Below are 18,889 nucleotides of genomic sequence, written 5' to 3' on the forward strand. Positions count from 1 at the left end.
AACAAAGAATGTCCTGGATCAGTATCATTCCGTTTTTTGCCTTCTTAATCGGAGGCTTCAATGGAATGGTCGCCTGGAGAAACAGAAACATTCCCGGATCACTTCCGTTTTTGGGAATCATCACTGGAATTATCATTTATTCTTTCGGATATCTGATAGAGCTCAACTGCGAAACCGTCGAACAGGCGCTCTTCTGGGACAATATCCAATTCATAGGCACCGATCTCTTAATCTTATTTCCGCCTCTTCTTATCCTAGCTTTGGTAGGAAAATGGAACAATTACACAAAGCCGATATTAATACCATTAATTGCATTTATTCTAATAAACCAATATATTGTTTGGTTTTTCCCGGACTTGGTCCGGAGCAATTTTAAATTAATCCATAACGAATTAGGAATATTTTTCCAATACAAATGGGAAATATGGATGAATATCAATGCGGGATTTGCATTATTCGTATTGCTTCTGTCTTCCGTCATCCTCCTTTATTTCGGATTTTCCACGAGAGGTTTTTTCAAAAGACAGATTTTGATCGTAATGATAGGACTGTGGTTGCCTTTTTCCACGGGAGTAATGACTTCTTTCGGGCTCGTACCTTATATCAATCCGCAACTGGATCTGTCCCCTCTTTCTTTTTCCATAGCAAATATCATTTGGGCTTTGGGATTTTATCATATCCGTTTCTTTGATTTGATTCCTCTTGCAAGGGATGCCATATTTGAAAATCTAAAAGATACATTGCTTGTAACAGATGATAAGTGGAACGTCCTGGATGCAAATCGGTCCGCTTTTTCCTTATTTGAAAACGGTTTTGGAAGTATCATAGCAAGCTCCGTTTCTTCGATCTCTCCCGATTTGCATAATTTGTTATATACAATGAAAATCAATAATTGGAAGGAAGGAGAATGGACAAAGGATTTTAAAGGTGAAAATAGAACCTTTATCGTTTCCACCCAAGATGTGTTCAAACAAAAAAGCATCTATCATACCATTATCCTAAAAGACATTACAGAAAGCAAACTGGCATTTCAACGAACAGAGATTATACGAAAGCAGAAGGACGAACTGGAAGAAGCGATAAACAATTTGAAAAAAGCGCAAAACCAATTGATCTTGTCGGAGAAAATGGCAAGTCTGGGAAATTTGGTATCCGGGATCGCTCATGAAATCAATAATCCGATTGCTGCCATTCAAGCGACCAATCATATCAATTCCGAAAGTTTGAAATCGTTTCCGAACGTCATACTAAATGCGATTGATTCTTTCAGACAACTCACTCCGGAGGACATTCAAAATCTACATATCCTAATCAGTCAGATTCCAACAGATCTTCAAAATCTGGTAGGAAATGATTTTAGAATCCGAAGACAACACTTAAGCAACGAATTACAAAAACTTGGGATCAAAAATCCTTTCGATATTGCAGAAGATATGATTGCTGTTGGGATTTATGAGATCCCGGAACAATGTTATTATTTATTACAAGAGCCAAAATTCAAACCTGCAGTCGACTTTACACTTAGATGTCTTTCCGTATACAGCGGGGCAAAACTAATCGAGTTTGCCGTAGTTCGTACTTCAAAAATCATCTATTCTCTCCGCAACTTTATTCATAGCAATCCGAATGCGGCAAAGACACCTATCAAAGTTTCCGACTCGTTGGAAACGGTGATCACTCTTTATCAAAATCTTTGGAAAAGAGGAATTGAAATTGTCCGTAATTTTTCCTATGATCCTGAGATCGACGGATACTACGATGATCTGCTCCAACTTTGGACAAACCTGATTCAGAATGCCTTGCAAGCGATGAATTATCGGGGTAAACTGATATTGGCTCTAAAAGAGGAATCAAGGAGCACAAAACAATATTTAGGTGTTGAAATAGAAGATACAGGCCCGGGAATCCCCGATTCGATTCGGGATAAAATCTTCGAACCATTTTTTACAACCAAACCCTTAGGCGAAGGAACGGGGCTTGGACTCGACATTGTTCAAAAAATTACAGGAAAACACGAAGGAATTTTGGAATTGGAAACAAAACCTGGCAGAACCGTATTTAGGATTTTGTTACCGCTATCGTCCTAAGACCTCTCTATCTCGCCCCAATCTTCTTCGAAAACTTCATCTTCTTCCTCGTCAACTTTCATGAGTCTTTCCAATTCGGCATTTCTCTGTTTCGCCAAACTAATATATGTTTTGCGATCTGCCCTATGCTCAAACAATTCGTGAAATGTATCCTCGTCGTGTTTCATAAAAGTTTGTGCGGAAACTTCCGCTTGGTAAGCCCGATAACCCAATAGACGAAGCGCATCCACACCCAAACGTATCGCTGTTTCCCTTGTCTCCCGGTAAATGCGATGGGCGCCCAACTCTTTTAAGATATATGCCTCTTCCCTATCCCCCGCCCTTGCTAAAATCTCCAAATGAGGAAAATGTTTTTGGGCAGTTCGGATCAGATCCTCTTGTTTTTCCAAGCTGTCCATACTTGCGATCAGAATCTTTGCTCTTTCCGCACCTGCGGAATACAAAAGATCGTGTCTTGTCGCATCTCCGAAGTACACTTTAAAATCGAAACTCTTCAACATATCCACTCGTGAAGCGTCGTCATCAAGAACCGTAATCCCTACTTTATTGGCTCGAAGGAACCGACCAAGCATGTTTCCGAATTTGCCATATCCGGCAACGATGATTGCATTTTCCTCTCCATGAATCTTGTCCGCTTCTCTTTTGGGAGAGGTCCTGTCTTCTAACTTCGATTTGAACAATTTTTCATAGATCAGTAAAAAAATAGGTGTGGATGCCATACTGATAGCAACCGCAGCAACCATAAGAGAAACTTTCTCTTTAGGTAGAATTCCGTTTTCTTCCGAATAACCGAACAATACGAAGGAAAACTCACCTACTTGAGATAAGGCGATGGAAAAATAAAGGTTCTGATCCAATGGCAAACGAAAAGAAAGTCCCAAAGAAAAAAGTACAAGTGCTTTTACAAATAACACTGCAAATACGATACCAAAAACAAAGATGGGATTTTGAACTACGACGGCGATATTCATGGAAGCTCCGACGCTTAGAAAAAAAAGCCCGAGTAACAATCCTTTGAACGGATCCAAATCACTCTCCAATTCATGTCGAAACTCGCTTGTGGCAAGAACCACTCCCGCAAGAAAAGTTCCGAGAGCCGGAGACAAACCGATTGCACTCATAAGAAGCGCAATTCCTATCACCAACAGTAAACTTGCTCCTGTGAAAACTTCACGAAGACCGGTGGATGCCAAAATGCGAAACAGAGGACTGAGGAGATACTTTCCTGCCAATATGATAGATACAACGACGGAAATAACAATCAATGCCTGCATCCAACCAGGATAGTGATGGATCAGACTTGATCCGTGCTCTGCCCCACCTTCCTGTCCTGGATCGGCAAGCAGAGGAAAAATGGCCAATATGGGAATCACCGCCATATCCTGAAATAATAGAACGGAAAAAGAAGCCTGCCCAGATAAGGTTTTCATCAATCCTTTTTCTTTTAATGTCTGTAATACGATGGCGGTGGAAGATAAGGATAAAATCAAACCGAGTGCCAATGATTGTTTGAATTCCAAATCGAAAAAACAACTTAAGGAAGTCATGATGACAGTTGTTAATAGCAGCTGCAATCCACCCAAACCCAAAAGCCAATACTTCAGCCGCCAAAGCAAAGTTAGCTCCAGTTCCAAACCGATAACGAAAAGCATCATCACTACGCCGAATTCTGCGAAATGCAACATATCCTGGCCTTCGGAACCGACAAAACCGAGTACTGCGGGACCGATGACAATGCCTGCAAGAAGATAACCTAAAACGGATCCCAATCCTAATCTTTGGGCGATAGGGACGATGACGATGGCCGCGCTTAAATAAACTAACGCTTGTATAAAAAAATCAGCATCATTCATATTATTTTTCCAATAGCTCGATCAAAAGATTTTTATAACGAAGACCTGCTTCGTAAGTTGCCGCTTCCGAAAGGCGAAAGCTGCCTTGGGTTAAAAATGGAAATTCGAAATTCATTCTGCAAAGCTCTGCAGTCCGCTGAAAAGGAAGTAAAAAATTTTCAATGGGATGATTGTGAAATCCTCCAAGCTGATATGCATCTTCGCCACCTCCCGTAGAAATGATGTGTTTCCAGATTTTGCCTTTTAATTTGTCTCCTCCTTCTCCGTAGGCCCAACCTTTTTCCAGAACGGAATCAATCCATTGTTTGAATAAAGCAGGCACACTGTACCAATAGAGCGGGTGTTGGACGAGCAAGATATCATGATCTGTCAACAGATCCTGTTCTTTTTTTATATTGATATGAAAATTCGGATATTCTTCATACAGATCATGAAAAGTCAAATCATCATGAGTAGGTATAAAATCGATTAACGTGCGGTTTACTTTTGACTTTTCCAAACTGGGATGAACAAATAGAAGCAGAACTTTCGCCATTGGCTAAAGAATTTTAATTCTGCCCTCACTGGCTAGAATTTTTATTTTGATTTTCTGTTTTAAATTTATATTTCCGAATTGGAAATATAAATCTGCAGAGTGAAGAAATTTCACTCCGCAGAAGAAAAGACAATGAGTTCTTACGAATTACTGAGCGCTTGCAGCGGCCTCACCTTCGATCTTGATATCAACTTCTTCGCCAACAAGTAATCCGCCTGTTTCCAAAGTTTTGTTCCAAGTGATTCCAAAGTCAGCGCGTTTGATTTTTGTGTCCGCTTCAAAGCCGAGTTTCGTATTTCCCCATGGGTCTTTTGCAATCCCGGCATACTTCACATTCAAAATAGCCGGTTTAGTAACTCCTTTGATCGTTAGTTCGCCAGGAACTTTCGTCACTTCACCTTTTTTTACGGAAACAGGTTTGGAAACTTTGAATGTAATGGAAGGGAATTTATCTTCATCGAAAAAATCCTTACTTTTCAAATGATCATCTCTCTTCGCATCATTTGTGTTAATTGATTCTACTTTGATCGTAGCTTCAACGATGCTTAACGAACTTGTTTTTTCATCAAAATTGAACTTGGCATCAAAATCCTTGAACGTTCCTGTAACAGTTGCTATTCCTAAGTGTTTGATTTTAAAACCGACGGAACTATGAGTGTTGTCCACTTTGAAATTTTGCGCAGAAACGCCTGAAAGCGAAGCAAGAACGAGCCCCGTGGCAAAAATAGATTTTAAACCTGACATATATACCCTACCTATAATGTTTTCTTTTAGACTAAGGCTATGCTCAATCGGTAAGATTGGAAAACAAAAAATCAGGTTATTTTGCATTATTTTCCCAAATAACAGAATTAGCCTCCGATATATAGGATAAATTTTCCCGAGAATTCAACAGGAAGCCAGGGAAAAACAGAGAATTCTATTTTTTGGATTTTTCGTCTTTCCCTGTAAAAAAAGCACGAAAGGAATTTACCGAGTCTTTCACACTGCCGACCACCTTCTCTACGTTATCCGATGCTGCCGATCCGACCATTCCGCCTACCAAAGTACCTACAGGACCCGCAAGAAGGACTGTGCCCGCATAAACGGAGGCCATCCAAACCGGATCAATGTAGGCAACATTTCTTCCCATAATACCACGATAAAGAATGGGGAGCTTCACCGCTTTGCCTACAGCTCCCGGAAGAGATACTGTAAACTTCATGTCGATCTTTCCGTTGGTTTGATAAACTCCTCCTCCTGTTGCGGAAAGACCTTCCCCTTTCATGGAAAAATCCGTTAAGGTCGCTTTTTGTTTGTGCAAATCCAATCCTCCCGTGATGGATTCGAAAGAAGTACTTTCTTTCGAGGTTAGATTAAAATTCAGAACTTGTCCAATCGTCGCGACAGGTTTGATAAAATTGGCGTAACCCAGTAACTTGCCTTGAGTGATATAAAATTTTGTTTTTACATCCAGGGAATTTCGGATTGTCCCAGAATCACCTAACTTGCACTTAACGGTAAAATCCGAATTCAGTCTCCCTTTTATATATTTATCATCGGTCATTCTGCTGATGGCAGGCTCCAAGCTGACTCTTGAGACTTTCCCTTTTAGTTGAAGGGTGGGCTTGGAAGAAGTGAACGACACGTTTCCTTCCGTTCGGATTTGTCCTCCGTAAAGGGAAACTTCCGTAGGATGCAAGATCATCTGACTCGGGTTATACTCCAAGTTTCCGATCAGGTTTGTTATCAAATGTCCGGAAACGTTTAAATTTTTAAGATCAAATTTCACATTAGCAAAAAGAGGAATCGGATCTTCCTTCTTTAAAACCGTCAGAGGTTCCTTCTCACCCATCACATCGAATTTGTTAGGTTGGAATCCTGAAAAACTATCTTTAAAAAATAAAACCTTCTTTAGATCGAAAAAATCCGAATTTACGGAAAGATCCAATTTCCTTTCTTTTTCATGCAAAAGAATGTTTCCTTCCATTCCTAAATGAGCGAATTTTCCCAAATCCATAAAAAACGAACTCACCCGGATCTTCCTATTTTCTTTCGAAAAATCCGATTCCATGCTTAAAAACAAATCTCCGACGAAGGTTGTTTTTCTTTTGATACCTTCCAAAGAGAGGCGGGATAGATTCAGACGAATCTGATCCGAGTTTTCTTTTTTCAGTTCCAATCCAAGATTCAATTTCGATTCGGAAAAATCGGCGTCGGGAAATACGGATAACAGCTCCGGGAACTGGGAAAGTTCTGCATCGTTCCAATGAATTTCCGTATCGGTCCGCAATGATTCGTAAGTCCATTCGTTTTCAGTCAAATAGGTTTTGGACTCTAAAACAAAATCGGTCTGATTGATTTCCGATTTCAAACTTAAATCGACCGTACGGTCTCCATCGTCCGTATCAACGGAAAGATCCCGTATAAGAATTGTTTGTTTGCTACCTGTAGGAACATCATTCAAAATAAATTCCAAATCAGTGATTTGGATGCGGGAAGGGGTCAAAGACAGAATCGATTCCGGGTCGTCCTTTGCAGGTTCTTTTTTTTCTTTATTCTTGTTTTGTAGTTTTCCTAGAATAGGAAATTTGCCATTCTTATCTCTTGTTAGTTGGATTTTGCCTTTGTCAACGGAAACAGCACCGATTTTGAATTCTTGTTGTATCAAAGCGAAAAAATCCAATTGGAGACGAATGGATTCAACGGAAGCCAGTGGCTCACCCTGATCCGATATCTCAAGATTTTGAATCTGTATCCCCGGAAATGGGAAGACAAAGGATCCGATTTGGGAATAGTTTATATCCAAACTGACAAACTTACGAACGTTATTTGAAACAGAATCTTTGACCGCTTTTGTATCTAAAATCTGCTTGAGTCCGAGAAATGCCGCAAAGATAAGGAAACTCAATACTAAAATAAAGTAAGCGAAATATTTTAAAATTTTTTGCCACATAAAAGTTTCTAAGCTTAGGAATAGATATAAACCTAAACCATTCTCTCTCTCGATCGCAAATAAAATAAAGCCATCAGTATTCCGAAAAATCCGTCAAAGATCACCGCCGGGATAAGCAGCAGACTTCCCTCTCCCAAATATATCATTATGATCCAAGATACGCTCGCGCTTAGTTTTCCAATCGCCCCCAAAAGAGCAATCGGTCTGAATCGAATCGGATCCAAGCTTAGAAACCAATAACCTATACCCATAGCAAAGACAATGATCCAAAAATTGATATGATAGAATTGGAGTGAACGACTTGCCTCGCTGACTCCGTAAAAAAGTTTCAGATAAAGAGGCATACCGAATACCGCAGAGAATCCGCCGATGATATTGATCACTGCTGTGACCTTAAACAAATTTTGATAAAGTACAATATTCATAGAAAACAAAAGTTAAGAAAAAAGAAACGAAACGTATAGCGTTTTTTCTTATTTCTCCAATTCCTTTCCTTCAAAAGGAATCTTGGTTTTTTGAATGTCCAAAAGAGGACCAAGCTCATATACGTTTTTATAACCGTACGCCTTTAAGGAAGTGTAAGTGGATAAATTCAGCGAGGCCGCAGGAGCTTTGGCTGCAAATGATTCCGGACTTCCTTCGAAATTATTATTACAATAAATCAAAATCTTTGTGTCTTTGTTTGGAATCAATTTGGCAAGACTGTCTTCGGTAAACTCGGTAAAGGGTAAATTGAAAGCACCTTTGATATGACGGAGTTGGTATCGATTTTCGCTGCGGGCATCAAGTAGTACGGTTTGATCGCCTGCCATCATCTCCAAAAATTTATCCTCTGTTAATCGTTTGTTTTCCCGTTCTTCCGAAGACTCTACGACGATTTTTTGAAATCCGTTGTAATCAATAAGCCGATTGGGAATTGTGTCGGATTGTTTTTTTACAGGCTTTTTCTTTGCGACGGCAAATGCGGAATCCATGACCAAAAGTAGAGAAAAGAGTAAAATCAAAAATTTCATACTACCCCCAAAAAACAGAATAAACTATCTTTCTTTGGTCTAGATTAGACTTATTAAAATCAAAAATCAAGAAATTTCAAAAATAAATGTAAGAACAAACCGAAAAATCCTTATCTAAGAAACAGTGGACTTCCCAAGCAAAGAAAAAAATGATTTATGAGGATAGGATTTAGATAAAATCAAACATGCCACACAAAAAAACCAATCCCGTCAAAGACTTCATATCTCAAAATACTCTACTGCCTTCTCTGTCTGTATTCCGTTATAGCGGAAAAGCTTTGAACCTGGTTTGGACCACAAGTAAAAAACTGACTTTCTCAATTGCCATCTTTACTATATTAGGCGGGATTCTTCCTGCTGTCATCGCTTATCTGGGCAAACTCATCGTTGATAATGTAGTTCTTTCTTCCACGAGCGGACTTGTGATCGGAAATAGCTGGGAACAAAGTTATTTCTCCTTACGTTACGTAGCCTTGGAAGCATGTGCCATTATCATCTTTGCAGCATGCCAAAAGGGCCAAGTCGTCAGCCAATCCCTTTTACGGGTGAAACTCGGACAAAGGGTGAATGAAATGATCCTGGAAAAAGCGCTTACCTTGGATCTGACTCATTTCGAAGATTCCGAATTTTATGACAAGATGAGTCAAGCCCGCTCGGAAGCATCCAGCCGCCCCCTATCTTTAATTAGTCGGACATTCGGACTCATGCAATCAGGACTAATATTGTTTTCATTCATAGGACTATTGCTTCAACTTTCCGGTTGGGCTGTATTTATTCTGATCATCGCAGCGATCCCTTCCTTCATTGCGGAAACAAAATTTTCAGCACACGCGTTCCGATTGTTTCGCTGGAGATCTCCCGAAACCCGGGAACAGAACTATCTGGAAACACTTCTTGCACGAGAAGATTATGCGAAAGAAGTACAATTATACCAATTGGGAGATATGTTACTTTCCAGGTATCGTGAAATTTTTGTTAGATTGTATAAAGAAGATAGAAACTTAAGTTTGCAGAAAGGTTTTTGGGGCTATATCCTCGGGCTCTTCAGCACAGCAGCTTTTTATATTGCCTATGCCTGGATCGTAATAGAAACCATTTCGGGAAAGATTACCTTGGGCGAGATGACAATGTATTTGGTTGTCTTCCGACAAGGACAGTCCACTTTTTCAGCCGCGCTTACATCCATCGGAGGAATGTATGAAGACAATCTTTATCTTGCCAATCTCTATGAATTTTTAGAACAACCTATTCCCAAACCAAACGGCTCTTTTCAAAAAGGAATTCATCAGGAAGGAATTCTTTTTGAAAATGTCACCTTTGTATATCCCGGTAGCACGGAACCTGTTTTAAAAAATATCTCACTCCATTTGAAACACGGAGAAAAACTAGCGATCGTCGGAAAAAACGGATCGGGCAAAACCACACTCATCAAACTCCTTACAAGACTTTACACTCCCACTTCCGGAAGGATTCTGTTAGACGGTGTGGACCTGAACGATTGGGAAGTGGATGTTCTCAGAAAAAGAATCGGTGTCATCTTTCAAAATTTCGTTCAATATCAATTTACTGTCGGTGAAAACATAGGAGTAGGAGATATAGAGTCGATTGAAGACCAATCGGAATGGGAAATTGCATCTGAAAAAGGAATGGCAAAACCGTTTATCCAAAACCTGCCCGATCGGTTCGGGACAAGGCTTGGCAAATGGTTTAAGACCGGACAGGAACTTTCCGGAGGCCAATGGCAAAAAATCGCACTTTCCCGCGCTTTTATGCGGAAGAAAGCAGACATACTTGTGTTAGATGAACCAACGGCGGCTATGGATGCCGAGGCGGAGATGAATATATTCAATCATTTCCGCTCCCTAACGGAAAACAAAATGGTAGTTCTGATCTCCCATCGTTTTTCCACAGTTCGGATGGCGGACAAAATCATAGTCATCGAAGAAGGGGAAATCCTGGAACAAGGAAGTCATGAAGAGCTATTGGAAAAAAAAGGAAGGTACGCCCATTTGTTTTCCTTACAGGCGGCAGGTTATAAATAGTTTTTTTAAGCTTGCCCCCTCCACACCGTTCCAATTTCCTAAAAGACATGGGACAATTGACCGCAACTTTCAAAACAAACAAAGGCGATATCAAAATCAATCTATTCGCAGATAAAACACCGAACACAGTAGCAAATTTTGTAAACCTCGCCAAAAGAGGATTTTATAACGGGCTCAAATTTCACAGAGTCATAGAGGATTTTATGATTCAAGGCGGCTGCCCTCTGGGAACAGGAACTGGCGGACCAGGTTATAAATTCAGAGATGAATTTGTTGCCGAACTAAAACACAATAAACCTGGAATTTTATCCATGGCAAATGCAGGCCCGAATTCAAATGGAAGCCAATTTTTCATCACACATGTACCGACAAATTGGTTGGATGGAAAACATACTGTATTCGGTGCAGTCGTTGGAGAAGAAGATCAAAAGATTGTGAATAGTATCCAAATGGGAGATCGTATAGAAACTCTTATCATAGACGGAGATACTACATCCGTCTTCGAAATCGCGAAAGTAAAGTTAGACGAATGGAACGAGATCCTGGACAAAAAATAAATCCAAGACCTTTTTCTAAAAAATAGAAACTTAACTTCTGGTTCCGCCATCCACACGGTAAACGGAGCCAGTGATAAAACTAGACTCCTCGGAAGCAAGAAAGGCAATTAAATTTGCAACTTCCGCAGGTTTTCCAAGTCTTCCCATCGGAATGTTTTTCTGCATGGCCAGGATTCCCCTTTCACCTGCTACGTGTAAGATTGCAGTTTCCGTCCAACCGGGACAGACCGCATTGATCCTTACTCCAAACCTTGCTACTTCCAAAGCCCCGGTTGTCGAAAGCTCTACCACGCCCGCTTTTGCAACGCAATAAGGACCGAGAGAAGGAGATGCGCCGAGACCGGCAATGGATGCTACATTGATGATTGATCCGCCTTTTTTATCAGCAAGCATATGTTTGGTGGCATATTTTTGACACCAGAACACACTCGTTAAATCCATTAGGATCAATTTGTTCCAAATTTCAGTGGAAACTTTGTGCATAAACACAGGTTTGTTGGCAATGCCCGCATTATTTACCATAATGTCCAAACGTCTGCCGTCAGATTTTGCAAAATCAAGTAGAGCGATAATCTCCTCTTCCTGAGTAACATCGCATTTGATAAAAACCGCCTTTCCATCTTGTTTTTGAATTTCGGAGACTACGTTGTTTCCTTCAGTTTCGTTGATGTCGGAGACAACAACAAAAGCGCCCTTACTTGCAAGTAAGAGAGAGGTTTCTTTTCCGATTCCGAGTGCGGCTCCAGTGACTACGGCGGTTTTTCCAGAGAGATTTTGATCCATGAGGGAAGACTTTTTGCCTTCATGGCTTAAGAGCAAGAAGAATCTTTTTAGAATTATTTGGCAGTAAAAGTAATTCTAAAATCCTTCAGAGAAGGTGTTACGGAAGCACCACTGCAAGTCAAACTAGGAGCACCGCTCCCTATCATTGAATACGTTGCAGTGGTATCGGATGCCAGATCAGCAGTTGCACTCGTAGAAGCACCAGAACTAACAATCGTGGAAGTAATACCGGAGGCTGTGCGAGTCAGTGCAACGGAAAGAGTCCTGGAAGTAGAACTACATCTGGTAGAAAAATAATTCGCAGAACCGGACTCAGCAACTACGGAATAATTCACCCCTGTTTTTGCAAAGGTGATAGGCGCAGCATTTCCGGTATTACCGCAAATACTGTAAGTTCCTGTTTCAGGCACAGCGATCGCAACTCCATCGTCGCTACGGGCATTGCAAGCCGCAGGTCCACTGATCAGAGAGTAGAGCAACAGTAAGGTGATCGGATTTTCAAGGGAGAAGTCTCCCACTTCTTCTTTTTTGTCATTTTTACAGCCAGTGACTGCAAAGAAAACAATCAATGATAGTATAACGAGAGTTTTTATATAATTCATTCTTAAAACTTGGAAACAATATTTTTCCAGTCAAGGAAAAAAATATAATCATCTTCTACATTTATCATCCGTTTATCGAAAGATTTTTCATAAAGCCGGTTTTTCACATTTTCTATGCAATAAAAATCAATTTCATTGTTTCGAACTGATTCAAATTTAACACAACCATCTCCAACCGACTCATTGCAGAAAGAGATGATTGTAAAAGATCAAGGAATTATTCCGTAGTTGCAGCGACTGTATAAGCAGTCGTTCCGGAAGTGATCGTCCAAACATTTCCATTGGAAAAAGTATAGTTCAGCGCTGAACAATTTGTTCCTGCATTGAAGCTAATCGCATACTTTCCTGCATCCACGGTAGAATAACCAAGGCTTGCACCATTCGTAGTGGATCCGATTGTTTTAACAAGTGTTGCCGCTCCGCACGCAGCCGAAGAATGCAAGGTATAATTTTCCGTAGCACCGCTGGAATTTACAATTTTAATTCTTGGTTTGGTGGAGGAGGCAACGAAAGTTGCCGCCTGGCCCAAATAAGTGGTTGTTTTTGACTGAGCTCCAGTCACAGTCGCAGTTCCTCCCGATGTTACTGTAACGGTAGCATCACTAGTTGTGGCGAAATCAGCTCCTGTCGAACTATAAAAATCGTAAAAAGTTATCTTTGCCGCCCCGCTCCCGATTTTCGATGCAGTGTAAGTTCCGGTGCCGACCCCAATCTGGCTTCTAGTAGAAGAGCAACTGCTAGTTGAAGAGAAAGTGCCTACTGCATTCGTACATGCGGAAGTAGCTCTGGATTGGTTCCAGCCGGAAGCATCAAAGTCAATGCAATCGTCTGTACGCATACAGGAACAGGTCGGACAAGTTCCCCCGTTCGAAATCGCAGTCAATAGCATTAGATTGGTTAGAGCTTCCGTCTCAGGATCTTTCGTCTCGGTTTTACACGAGAAGTAAAACATCATCGTTAGGATAAGCAGGGGAATCGCCAAAAGAGAGTTATTTGATTTTTTCATTCCTTAGGGTGGCTTCAGCAAAAAAAGGACGTCAAATCAAAATGATCTGATTCGGAAAGTTAGGTTATGAAAAATTAACAAAAAAAAACGGTATTTCAAAAAAAAGTTCCCTTTTTTCAAATGTGGCGAATTTAGAAAGTTTGCATGAATTGCCTATCAGCCTAACGAAAATATAATTATTGCTTTTATAATGGATTTTCCGATGATTTTCCTATGGAACGAAAAGAGGAAAAAATTCAAAATCAAGTGAAACAAATCAAAATTGTTTCCAGGCTCTCTTTTGCAAAAAGAGCAACAAAAGTAAAACCTTCTGGTAAACTTTACACCAGGAAGGGAAAAAAATCCCTTCCTGAAACTTTACCTACTTCACCGTTCCTAAATCTATATACGCTCCATCATTCATAATCACAAAGTTTCTGGTTTCCAGATCCAACTTCTTCTCTCCGTCAAACCGAATCACCTGCAAAGCCCCCATTCCATAACCCATCGGGCCACGACTATAATAATGCGCTTCCAGACGATAAGGAAAAGCCTTCGGATTTATAATGCGAAAACACTCCGGCCCGTATCCGCCCGTTAGGTCCTCATACAACTGACCGCCCGATTCCAACTCCTTTTTGCTGTAAAATGCGTGATTGCCGGATTTATCGTAAATATGAAAATCCACGTCATTTGCATCCGTTTCCCAAACCAGTATGAAACGAATCTCTTTTTTCAGATTTTTGGGTTTTAATTTAGCATTTGTTTCATTAGGCGGTTCTATGACGGTAATGCCGGAGTTTTTTGCAATCGTATAAACCAAATCCAAGTCATCATAAAAAATATCATGTACACTCTGAAATCGGGGAGGGAATTGCCTGTTCAGTCCTTTGATAAGAACGGAATGGGCGTCTTTCCATAAATTCAGTTTCAAATACGAAATAGCTAACAAATGATATGTGCTTGGATGATCCGGGCGGTTCTTCAGGGAAATTTCGAAGGTGTCAATCGCATCTTTATAATTTCCGATCGCAAGCAATTTTTCTCCCGCCCATCTTCTTATATCAGCTCTTTGCGGAAAATAATCGACAAGTGAAGTATAAGCACGAGTTGCATTTTTATGATCGTTCAACGCATGATAAGAATCACCTAATGCGAGTAATGCCAAAATATCTTCCGGGGTTTCCTTTCTCCATTCCCAAGCAAACTCCAGGGCCTTCTGGTTTTCGCCATTCCTTAGCAATTTATAAAACTGTTTCAAATTGCCGGTATGAGGTTCTATTTTTTCCCGTTTTTCAGGGGGTTCCCGGGGAGGTTCCGGAGATACCGAATTGGACTCGACCCGAAAGTTATTTCTTTCCGGCAACCGATCCGATTGTTGGATAGGAGGCGGGCTATTGGAAACCTCTTCACTTATATCGTTTACCGATGTTGCGGAAGGAGTATTTTCAGTGTTAGATGATAATTCATCGTCGGCTATCCGGTCCGTATCGGCAGGGGCACCGGAAACCATTTTAGCATCTTCCTTTTCCTCACTCTCCCTTCCGTTTCTTTTGGGTTTGGAAACCTTTTCCCGGTTTTTCGATTTTTCTTGTTTTCGTTTTTCTATATTCTGCGGATCTAAAAACCCGTAATTTTCGGACTGTCTTCGATTGATTACTTCCAATCCTCCAAGACCGATGGTTAGTATATCCGCCAAAGAATTTCTAGTGATTTGAAACCGGTCGTAATCCGCCTCCGTTTCCAAAACAAGAAATGAAGTCAAAGGACATTGAACTCTATGAGCAATGGAAAGTTCTCTTGCTTGCAAACTCAACCCTTTGGCGGTATCGTCATTCTCTTCTTTGTCGGATAACTCGAGCAATCGATTGATCCTTGCCGCAGTCACTTCCCTTTCGAATAAAACAGGTTCCGTAATGACAGTATGAAATCCCGTTATCTTTTTTCCGTTGAATAAAATCGAGTCTTGCGGTTTTGAATCATCGGATTTCAATTCACCGAACAAGGTGATGGAATCACCCGGTTGCAAAGAAGAAATATCTCCCGTAAAAATCCATTTTGCATTGGGCACACTGACCACAGGATTAAAAAAAACCTTTCGGCTTAATTTTTTTGCAACGGAAGCAAGATCATCGCTTAACAATGTCAATACACCGGTTTCTTTTCCCAGAGAAAGAAGCGAGCGGATCATACCGGTATCTTTGTAAGAACCCGGAACAGCAAAATCCAATCGGGAAATCCATTTTTCCTTTTTTAGGATTTTTGTTATTTCCGATTTTTGAATTTCTCCCGCTGTCGCAACCCCGTCGCTTACGATGAGCAATCTACCGTCTCCCATTCTGATTTCCTTGTCGATGCCCGATATCGCCAAACTGAGATTACTTGATCCCAAGGGATGGACTTCTTTCAGTTTTTGAACTCCTTTTTTGCCAGTTCCGTAAAACTTGAGAGAAGTATCGAAACCGAATATATGTAATTCCTTGGGATTTAAATCGGAAAGCAACTTTTCCAATCGGACCAAAGTCTCCGGATACTGTAATGCGGCGGAAGCCGAAGTATCGACAAGGACGACGAGCTTTTCAAGAGAAATCATCTCACCCTTATCCTCGGGAATAGGAACAAACTCAACCGCGAATAAATTTCCCTTTTGCGATAGAAGATTTCCTTTGATCTTATGTTCGAAACGAATATCGTCGGTAGGCTTAAAATTCTTTTTTTGCAGCGAAACTATCTTTCGAGTGCTGGTTTTAAGATCGGATGTTAAAAGATCATTCCGATTACCAAACTCCTGTTCGTCGAAGATAACTCTGGCTTGAAACTCATCAATCCCCGGAAGTCCCTTAATAGGAAGAATGTATGCAGGCGGAAAAGAGGATAATGTTGAGGAATAGGAAATGATGATTTTTTTTTCGGATTTGGCCGGGATGGGAAAAACCCTCGCACTGAATTCATTTCCCGCATCTGATTCGAGAAGAGCCGGATCCTGTTTTCTATGTAAAAAATCTTCATAGACACGGGTCGCTTTTTCCTTTTCCACCACTTCTCCTTCCTGCCAATTATTTCCTATCATCATCGCAAATCGCGCCAAATGCGCATTATCCGGCAAAACGATTCGAAACCTTCCCTCTCTTTGTCTGTCTTCCGGATTATAAAAACTCAATTTGATTTCGGTGAATGCGAAAAAACCATCAAGCACGGTATTTGATTCGTAACTTTTTAAGACTAGTCCCGCTCCATCGCTTGTAGTGAGAGATACTGGGGATTCGATTGATTCGGAAGGTTCCCGATTTTTTGCTCCTCCGAAAAAAAATACGATTAAAAAAAGAACCAATGGAATTTTGGGATTTTTGATTTTGGAAAGAAATTTCATGTTTCTTCCTCCGGGACTTTTAGACAGTCAGCATCGTGGAAAAAGAAAATAATGTCTTCATTAAATTTAAACAGAAAAGCCTCCTTTCTCATGTTGCCCATGGGAAAAGAGGCCAATAGTTTAAGGCAACTCTTGCCTTCTTACGCTCTTACGTATTTTGTAAGAGTCGTAATACGGAATTTCCTCTGAGTCCTGCTTGCGCGAGCATCGCCGTACCGCTTTGCACCAGAATTTGCTTCGTGGTAAACGCAACCATTTCCTCAGCCATATCCGCGTCCCGGATCCTTGATTCAGATGCTTGCATATTTTCATATGCACCCATGAGACCTTTCGCTGTACCTTCGAGTCTATTTTGGTAGGCTCCCATGTTCGAGCGCTGTTTCATGATCTTATCCAAGGCGAAATCCGCCAAAGCAATCGCTGCATCCGCTTTACCAGGGGTCGATAGAGAGAGTTCTCCCTTCGACACTTTTAAAGCTTTTGCCGTCATAGTTCCAATGTAGAAACGCTCTCTTTGTCCAGCGTTTGCCCCCATGTGAAACCACATCGACGCCTTTTTAGATCCACGAGCGAAATCACCTTCAAAGAGTTTAAACTTGTTAAACTCCGCTTGAGAAGCGATTCGATCGATCTCGTCCACCAATGCAGATACTTCTACCTGCACGAGCTGCCTGTCCTCCGGTGTGTAGATTCCATTCGAAGTCTGGATCGCAAGGGTCCGGAGTCGTTGGATAATTTCAGCAGACTGCTCCAGAAATCCTTCCGCAGTCTGGATGAAGCTAAGCCCATCCTCCGTGTTCCTTTCGGCCTGACGTAAACCTCGGATTTGAGTCCTTAGTTTTTCCGAAACAGCTAGTCCCGAAGCGTCGTCCCCGGCCTGGTTGATCCTTTGGCCAGAGGATAAACTCCTCATCGACTTATCTACGTCCCATTGTGTAAACTTGAGAGCACGATGTGATTGAATCGCACTCATGTTGTGATTGATAATCATTGGCTTACACTCCTTTGTGTATTGCCAAGCACCTTGCAGTACTTAGCCGGACAATCCCTGTCCGGTGTCAAGGAAGAGCTTTCGGATTGCCACCTGGCAGGGGAAAGCCGGCTGATTATCTATAACGACTTCTGAAATTTACCCAATTCTTATTAAAAACGGGCCAAGCCTTACTTACGTAAGGCTTTAGCCTTCTCTTTAACGAAGAAGAGAAAGAACCCCTTGTGGTCGGACGTTCGCTTGAGCAAGCATCGCAGTTCCGGATTGTACTAGAATCTGGTTCTTTGTGAAAGCTACGGTCTCTTCTGCCATATCCGCATCCCTGATTCTAGACTCAGAAGCTTGGGTGTTTTCATACGCATTCATCAAACCTTTTGCGGCATGTTCTAAGCGGTTGAAATAAGCACCTAAGTTTGCTCTCTGTTTGCCGATCTTTTGAAGGGCATCATCTAGTTTCCCGATTGCTTCGTTAGCATCTTCTGCAGTAGAAAGGGTCAAAGGTCCACCTGCCTGAGGTCTCAGGTTCAGAGCTTTTGCAGTCATCGTAGCGATGAATACTCTTTCTCTTTGGTGTTGGTTCGCACCGATGTGAAACCACATAGATGCAGCCTTTGAACCACGGGCAAAATCCCCCATAAGCAAATTCATTTTATTGAATTCCGCTTGAGAAGCAATACGGTCCACCTCGTCGATGAGCTGTGATACTTCTACTTGGATCATTTGTCTGTCTTCTGCCGAATAGATTCCGTTGGAAGATTGAATTGCAAGTACACGTATCCTTTGGATGATGTCGTTGCTTTCTTGGAGATAACCTTCAGTCGTTTGAATGAAGGACATTCCGTCCTCTGTATTTCTTTCTGCTTGTCTAAGACCACTCACTTGCGTTCTCATTTTTTCAGAAACAGCTAGTCCTGATGCATCGTCACCTGCTCGGTTGATACGCATTCCGGAAGAAAGTTTTTCCATATTCTTGGAAACTTCCTCGTTTTGAAACTTGAGTACGCGATGGGAGTTAATCGCGGCTAAATTGTGATTTATGATCATTGGTTTCCTCCTTGAAACATGATCGAAAAACAGGAGGAAATCCCTTCCCTCCTGGGTTTTTTGTGTCTGGTTTTTAAGCCCTGTCGGTGCCT

General features: G+C 41.2%; 15 protein-coding genes. 3 read left to right on the top strand and 12 right to left on the bottom strand.

Annotated features, from left to right (window positions below; genetic code table 11):
* Nucleotides 1-8: 8 nt before the first annotated feature.
* A complete protein-coding gene (locus EHS11_RS10740) occupies nucleotides 9-2,087 on the top strand; it encodes a histidine kinase N-terminal 7TM domain-containing protein (protein WP_135764414.1) in 2,079 nt (692 codons plus the stop codon).
* On the opposite strand, the gene EHS11_RS10745 is transcribed toward EHS11_RS10740, so the two are convergent.
* From EHS11_RS10745 to EHS11_RS10770, 6 genes are all read right to left on the bottom strand, one after another.
* The gene (locus tag EHS11_RS10745) at nucleotides 2,084-3,940 is read right to left on the bottom strand and encodes a monovalent cation:proton antiporter-2 (CPA2) family protein (RefSeq protein WP_135764415.1); all 1,857 of its coding nucleotides are present in this window, start codon (nucleotides 3,938-3,940) and stop codon (nucleotides 2,084-2,086) included. The genes EHS11_RS10740 and EHS11_RS10745 overlap by 4 nt on opposite strands.
* 1 nt (nucleotide 3,941) lies before the next feature.
* Nucleotides 3,942-4,475: an NAD(P)H-dependent oxidoreductase gene (locus EHS11_RS10750; protein WP_135764416.1), complete on the bottom strand. Its 534-nt coding sequence runs from the start codon at nucleotides 4,473-4,475 to the stop codon at nucleotides 3,942-3,944.
* Nucleotides 4,476-4,622: 147 nt separating this feature from the next.
* Nucleotides 4,623-5,219, bottom strand: coding sequence for a YceI family protein (locus tag EHS11_RS10755; protein WP_135764417.1), 597 nt, complete (start codon nucleotides 5,217-5,219; stop codon nucleotides 4,623-4,625).
* Nucleotides 5,220-5,394: 175 nt separating this feature from the next.
* The gene (locus tag EHS11_RS10760) at nucleotides 5,395-7,410 is read right to left on the bottom strand and encodes an AsmA family protein (RefSeq protein WP_135764418.1); all 2,016 of its coding nucleotides are present in this window, start codon (nucleotides 7,408-7,410) and stop codon (nucleotides 5,395-5,397) included.
* Between the two features lie 32 nt (nucleotides 7,411-7,442).
* Nucleotides 7,443-7,835 (bottom strand): hypothetical protein, encoded by a 393-nt coding sequence (locus tag EHS11_RS10765; protein WP_135764419.1) that lies wholly within the window; start codon nucleotides 7,833-7,835, stop codon nucleotides 7,443-7,445.
* A 48-nt stretch (nucleotides 7,836-7,883) separates the two neighbouring features.
* Nucleotides 7,884-8,384: a rhodanese-like domain-containing protein gene (locus EHS11_RS10770; protein WP_246047803.1), complete on the bottom strand. Its 501-nt coding sequence runs from the start codon at nucleotides 8,382-8,384 to the stop codon at nucleotides 7,884-7,886.
* 224 nt (nucleotides 8,385-8,608) lie between these two features.
* Here EHS11_RS10770 and EHS11_RS10775 point away from each other — a divergent pair, with 224 nt between their 5' ends.
* Nucleotides 8,609-10,465 (top strand): ABC transporter ATP-binding protein, encoded by a 1,857-nt coding sequence (locus EHS11_RS10775; protein ID WP_135764421.1) that lies wholly within the window; start codon nucleotides 8,609-8,611, stop codon nucleotides 10,463-10,465.
* A gap of 47 nt (nucleotides 10,466-10,512) precedes the next feature.
* Nucleotides 10,513-11,022 carry a peptidylprolyl isomerase gene (locus EHS11_RS10780; RefSeq protein WP_135764422.1) on the top strand — a complete coding sequence of 170 codons (510 nt, stop codon included), beginning with the start codon at nucleotides 10,513-10,515 and terminating at the stop codon, nucleotides 11,020-11,022.
* A 30-nt stretch (nucleotides 11,023-11,052) separates the two neighbouring features.
* Here EHS11_RS10780 and EHS11_RS10785 read toward each other — a convergent pair whose 3' ends face one another.
* The 6 genes from EHS11_RS10785 to EHS11_RS10815 form a co-directional block, all read right to left on the bottom strand.
* Nucleotides 11,053-11,805 carry an SDR family NAD(P)-dependent oxidoreductase gene (locus EHS11_RS10785; protein ID WP_135764423.1) on the bottom strand — a complete coding sequence of 251 codons (753 nt, stop codon included), beginning with the start codon at nucleotides 11,803-11,805 and terminating at the stop codon, nucleotides 11,053-11,055.
* Nucleotides 11,806-11,858: 53 nt separating this feature from the next.
* Nucleotides 11,859-12,407, bottom strand: a complete 549-nt coding sequence (locus EHS11_RS10790; RefSeq protein ID WP_135764424.1) for a hypothetical protein — start codon at nucleotides 12,405-12,407, stop codon at nucleotides 11,859-11,861.
* A gap of 217 nt (nucleotides 12,408-12,624) precedes the next feature.
* Nucleotides 12,625-13,413, bottom strand: coding sequence for a hypothetical protein (locus tag EHS11_RS10795; RefSeq protein WP_135764425.1), 789 nt, complete (start codon nucleotides 13,411-13,413; stop codon nucleotides 12,625-12,627).
* Nucleotides 13,414-13,774: 361 nt separating this feature from the next.
* Nucleotides 13,775-16,762, bottom strand: coding sequence for a VIT domain-containing protein (locus tag EHS11_RS10805; protein WP_135764427.1), 2,988 nt, complete (start codon nucleotides 16,760-16,762; stop codon nucleotides 13,775-13,777).
* A gap of 148 nt (nucleotides 16,763-16,910) precedes the next feature.
* On the bottom strand, nucleotides 16,911-17,753 hold the full coding sequence (locus tag EHS11_RS10810) for a flagellin N-terminal helical domain-containing protein (RefSeq protein ID WP_135764428.1): 843 nt from the start codon (nucleotides 17,751-17,753) through the stop codon (nucleotides 16,911-16,913).
* A gap of 198 nt (nucleotides 17,754-17,951) precedes the next feature.
* On the bottom strand, nucleotides 17,952-18,797 hold the full coding sequence (locus EHS11_RS10815; protein ID WP_135764429.1) for a flagellin N-terminal helical domain-containing protein: 846 nt from the start codon (nucleotides 18,795-18,797) through the stop codon (nucleotides 17,952-17,954).
* Between the last annotated feature and the right edge of the window lie 92 nt (nucleotides 18,798-18,889).

It is taken from the genome of Leptospira ilyithenensis, from assembly GCF_004771005.1.
GTDB lineage: Bacteria > Spirochaetota > Leptospiria > Leptospirales > Leptospiraceae > Leptospira_A > Leptospira_A ilyithenensis.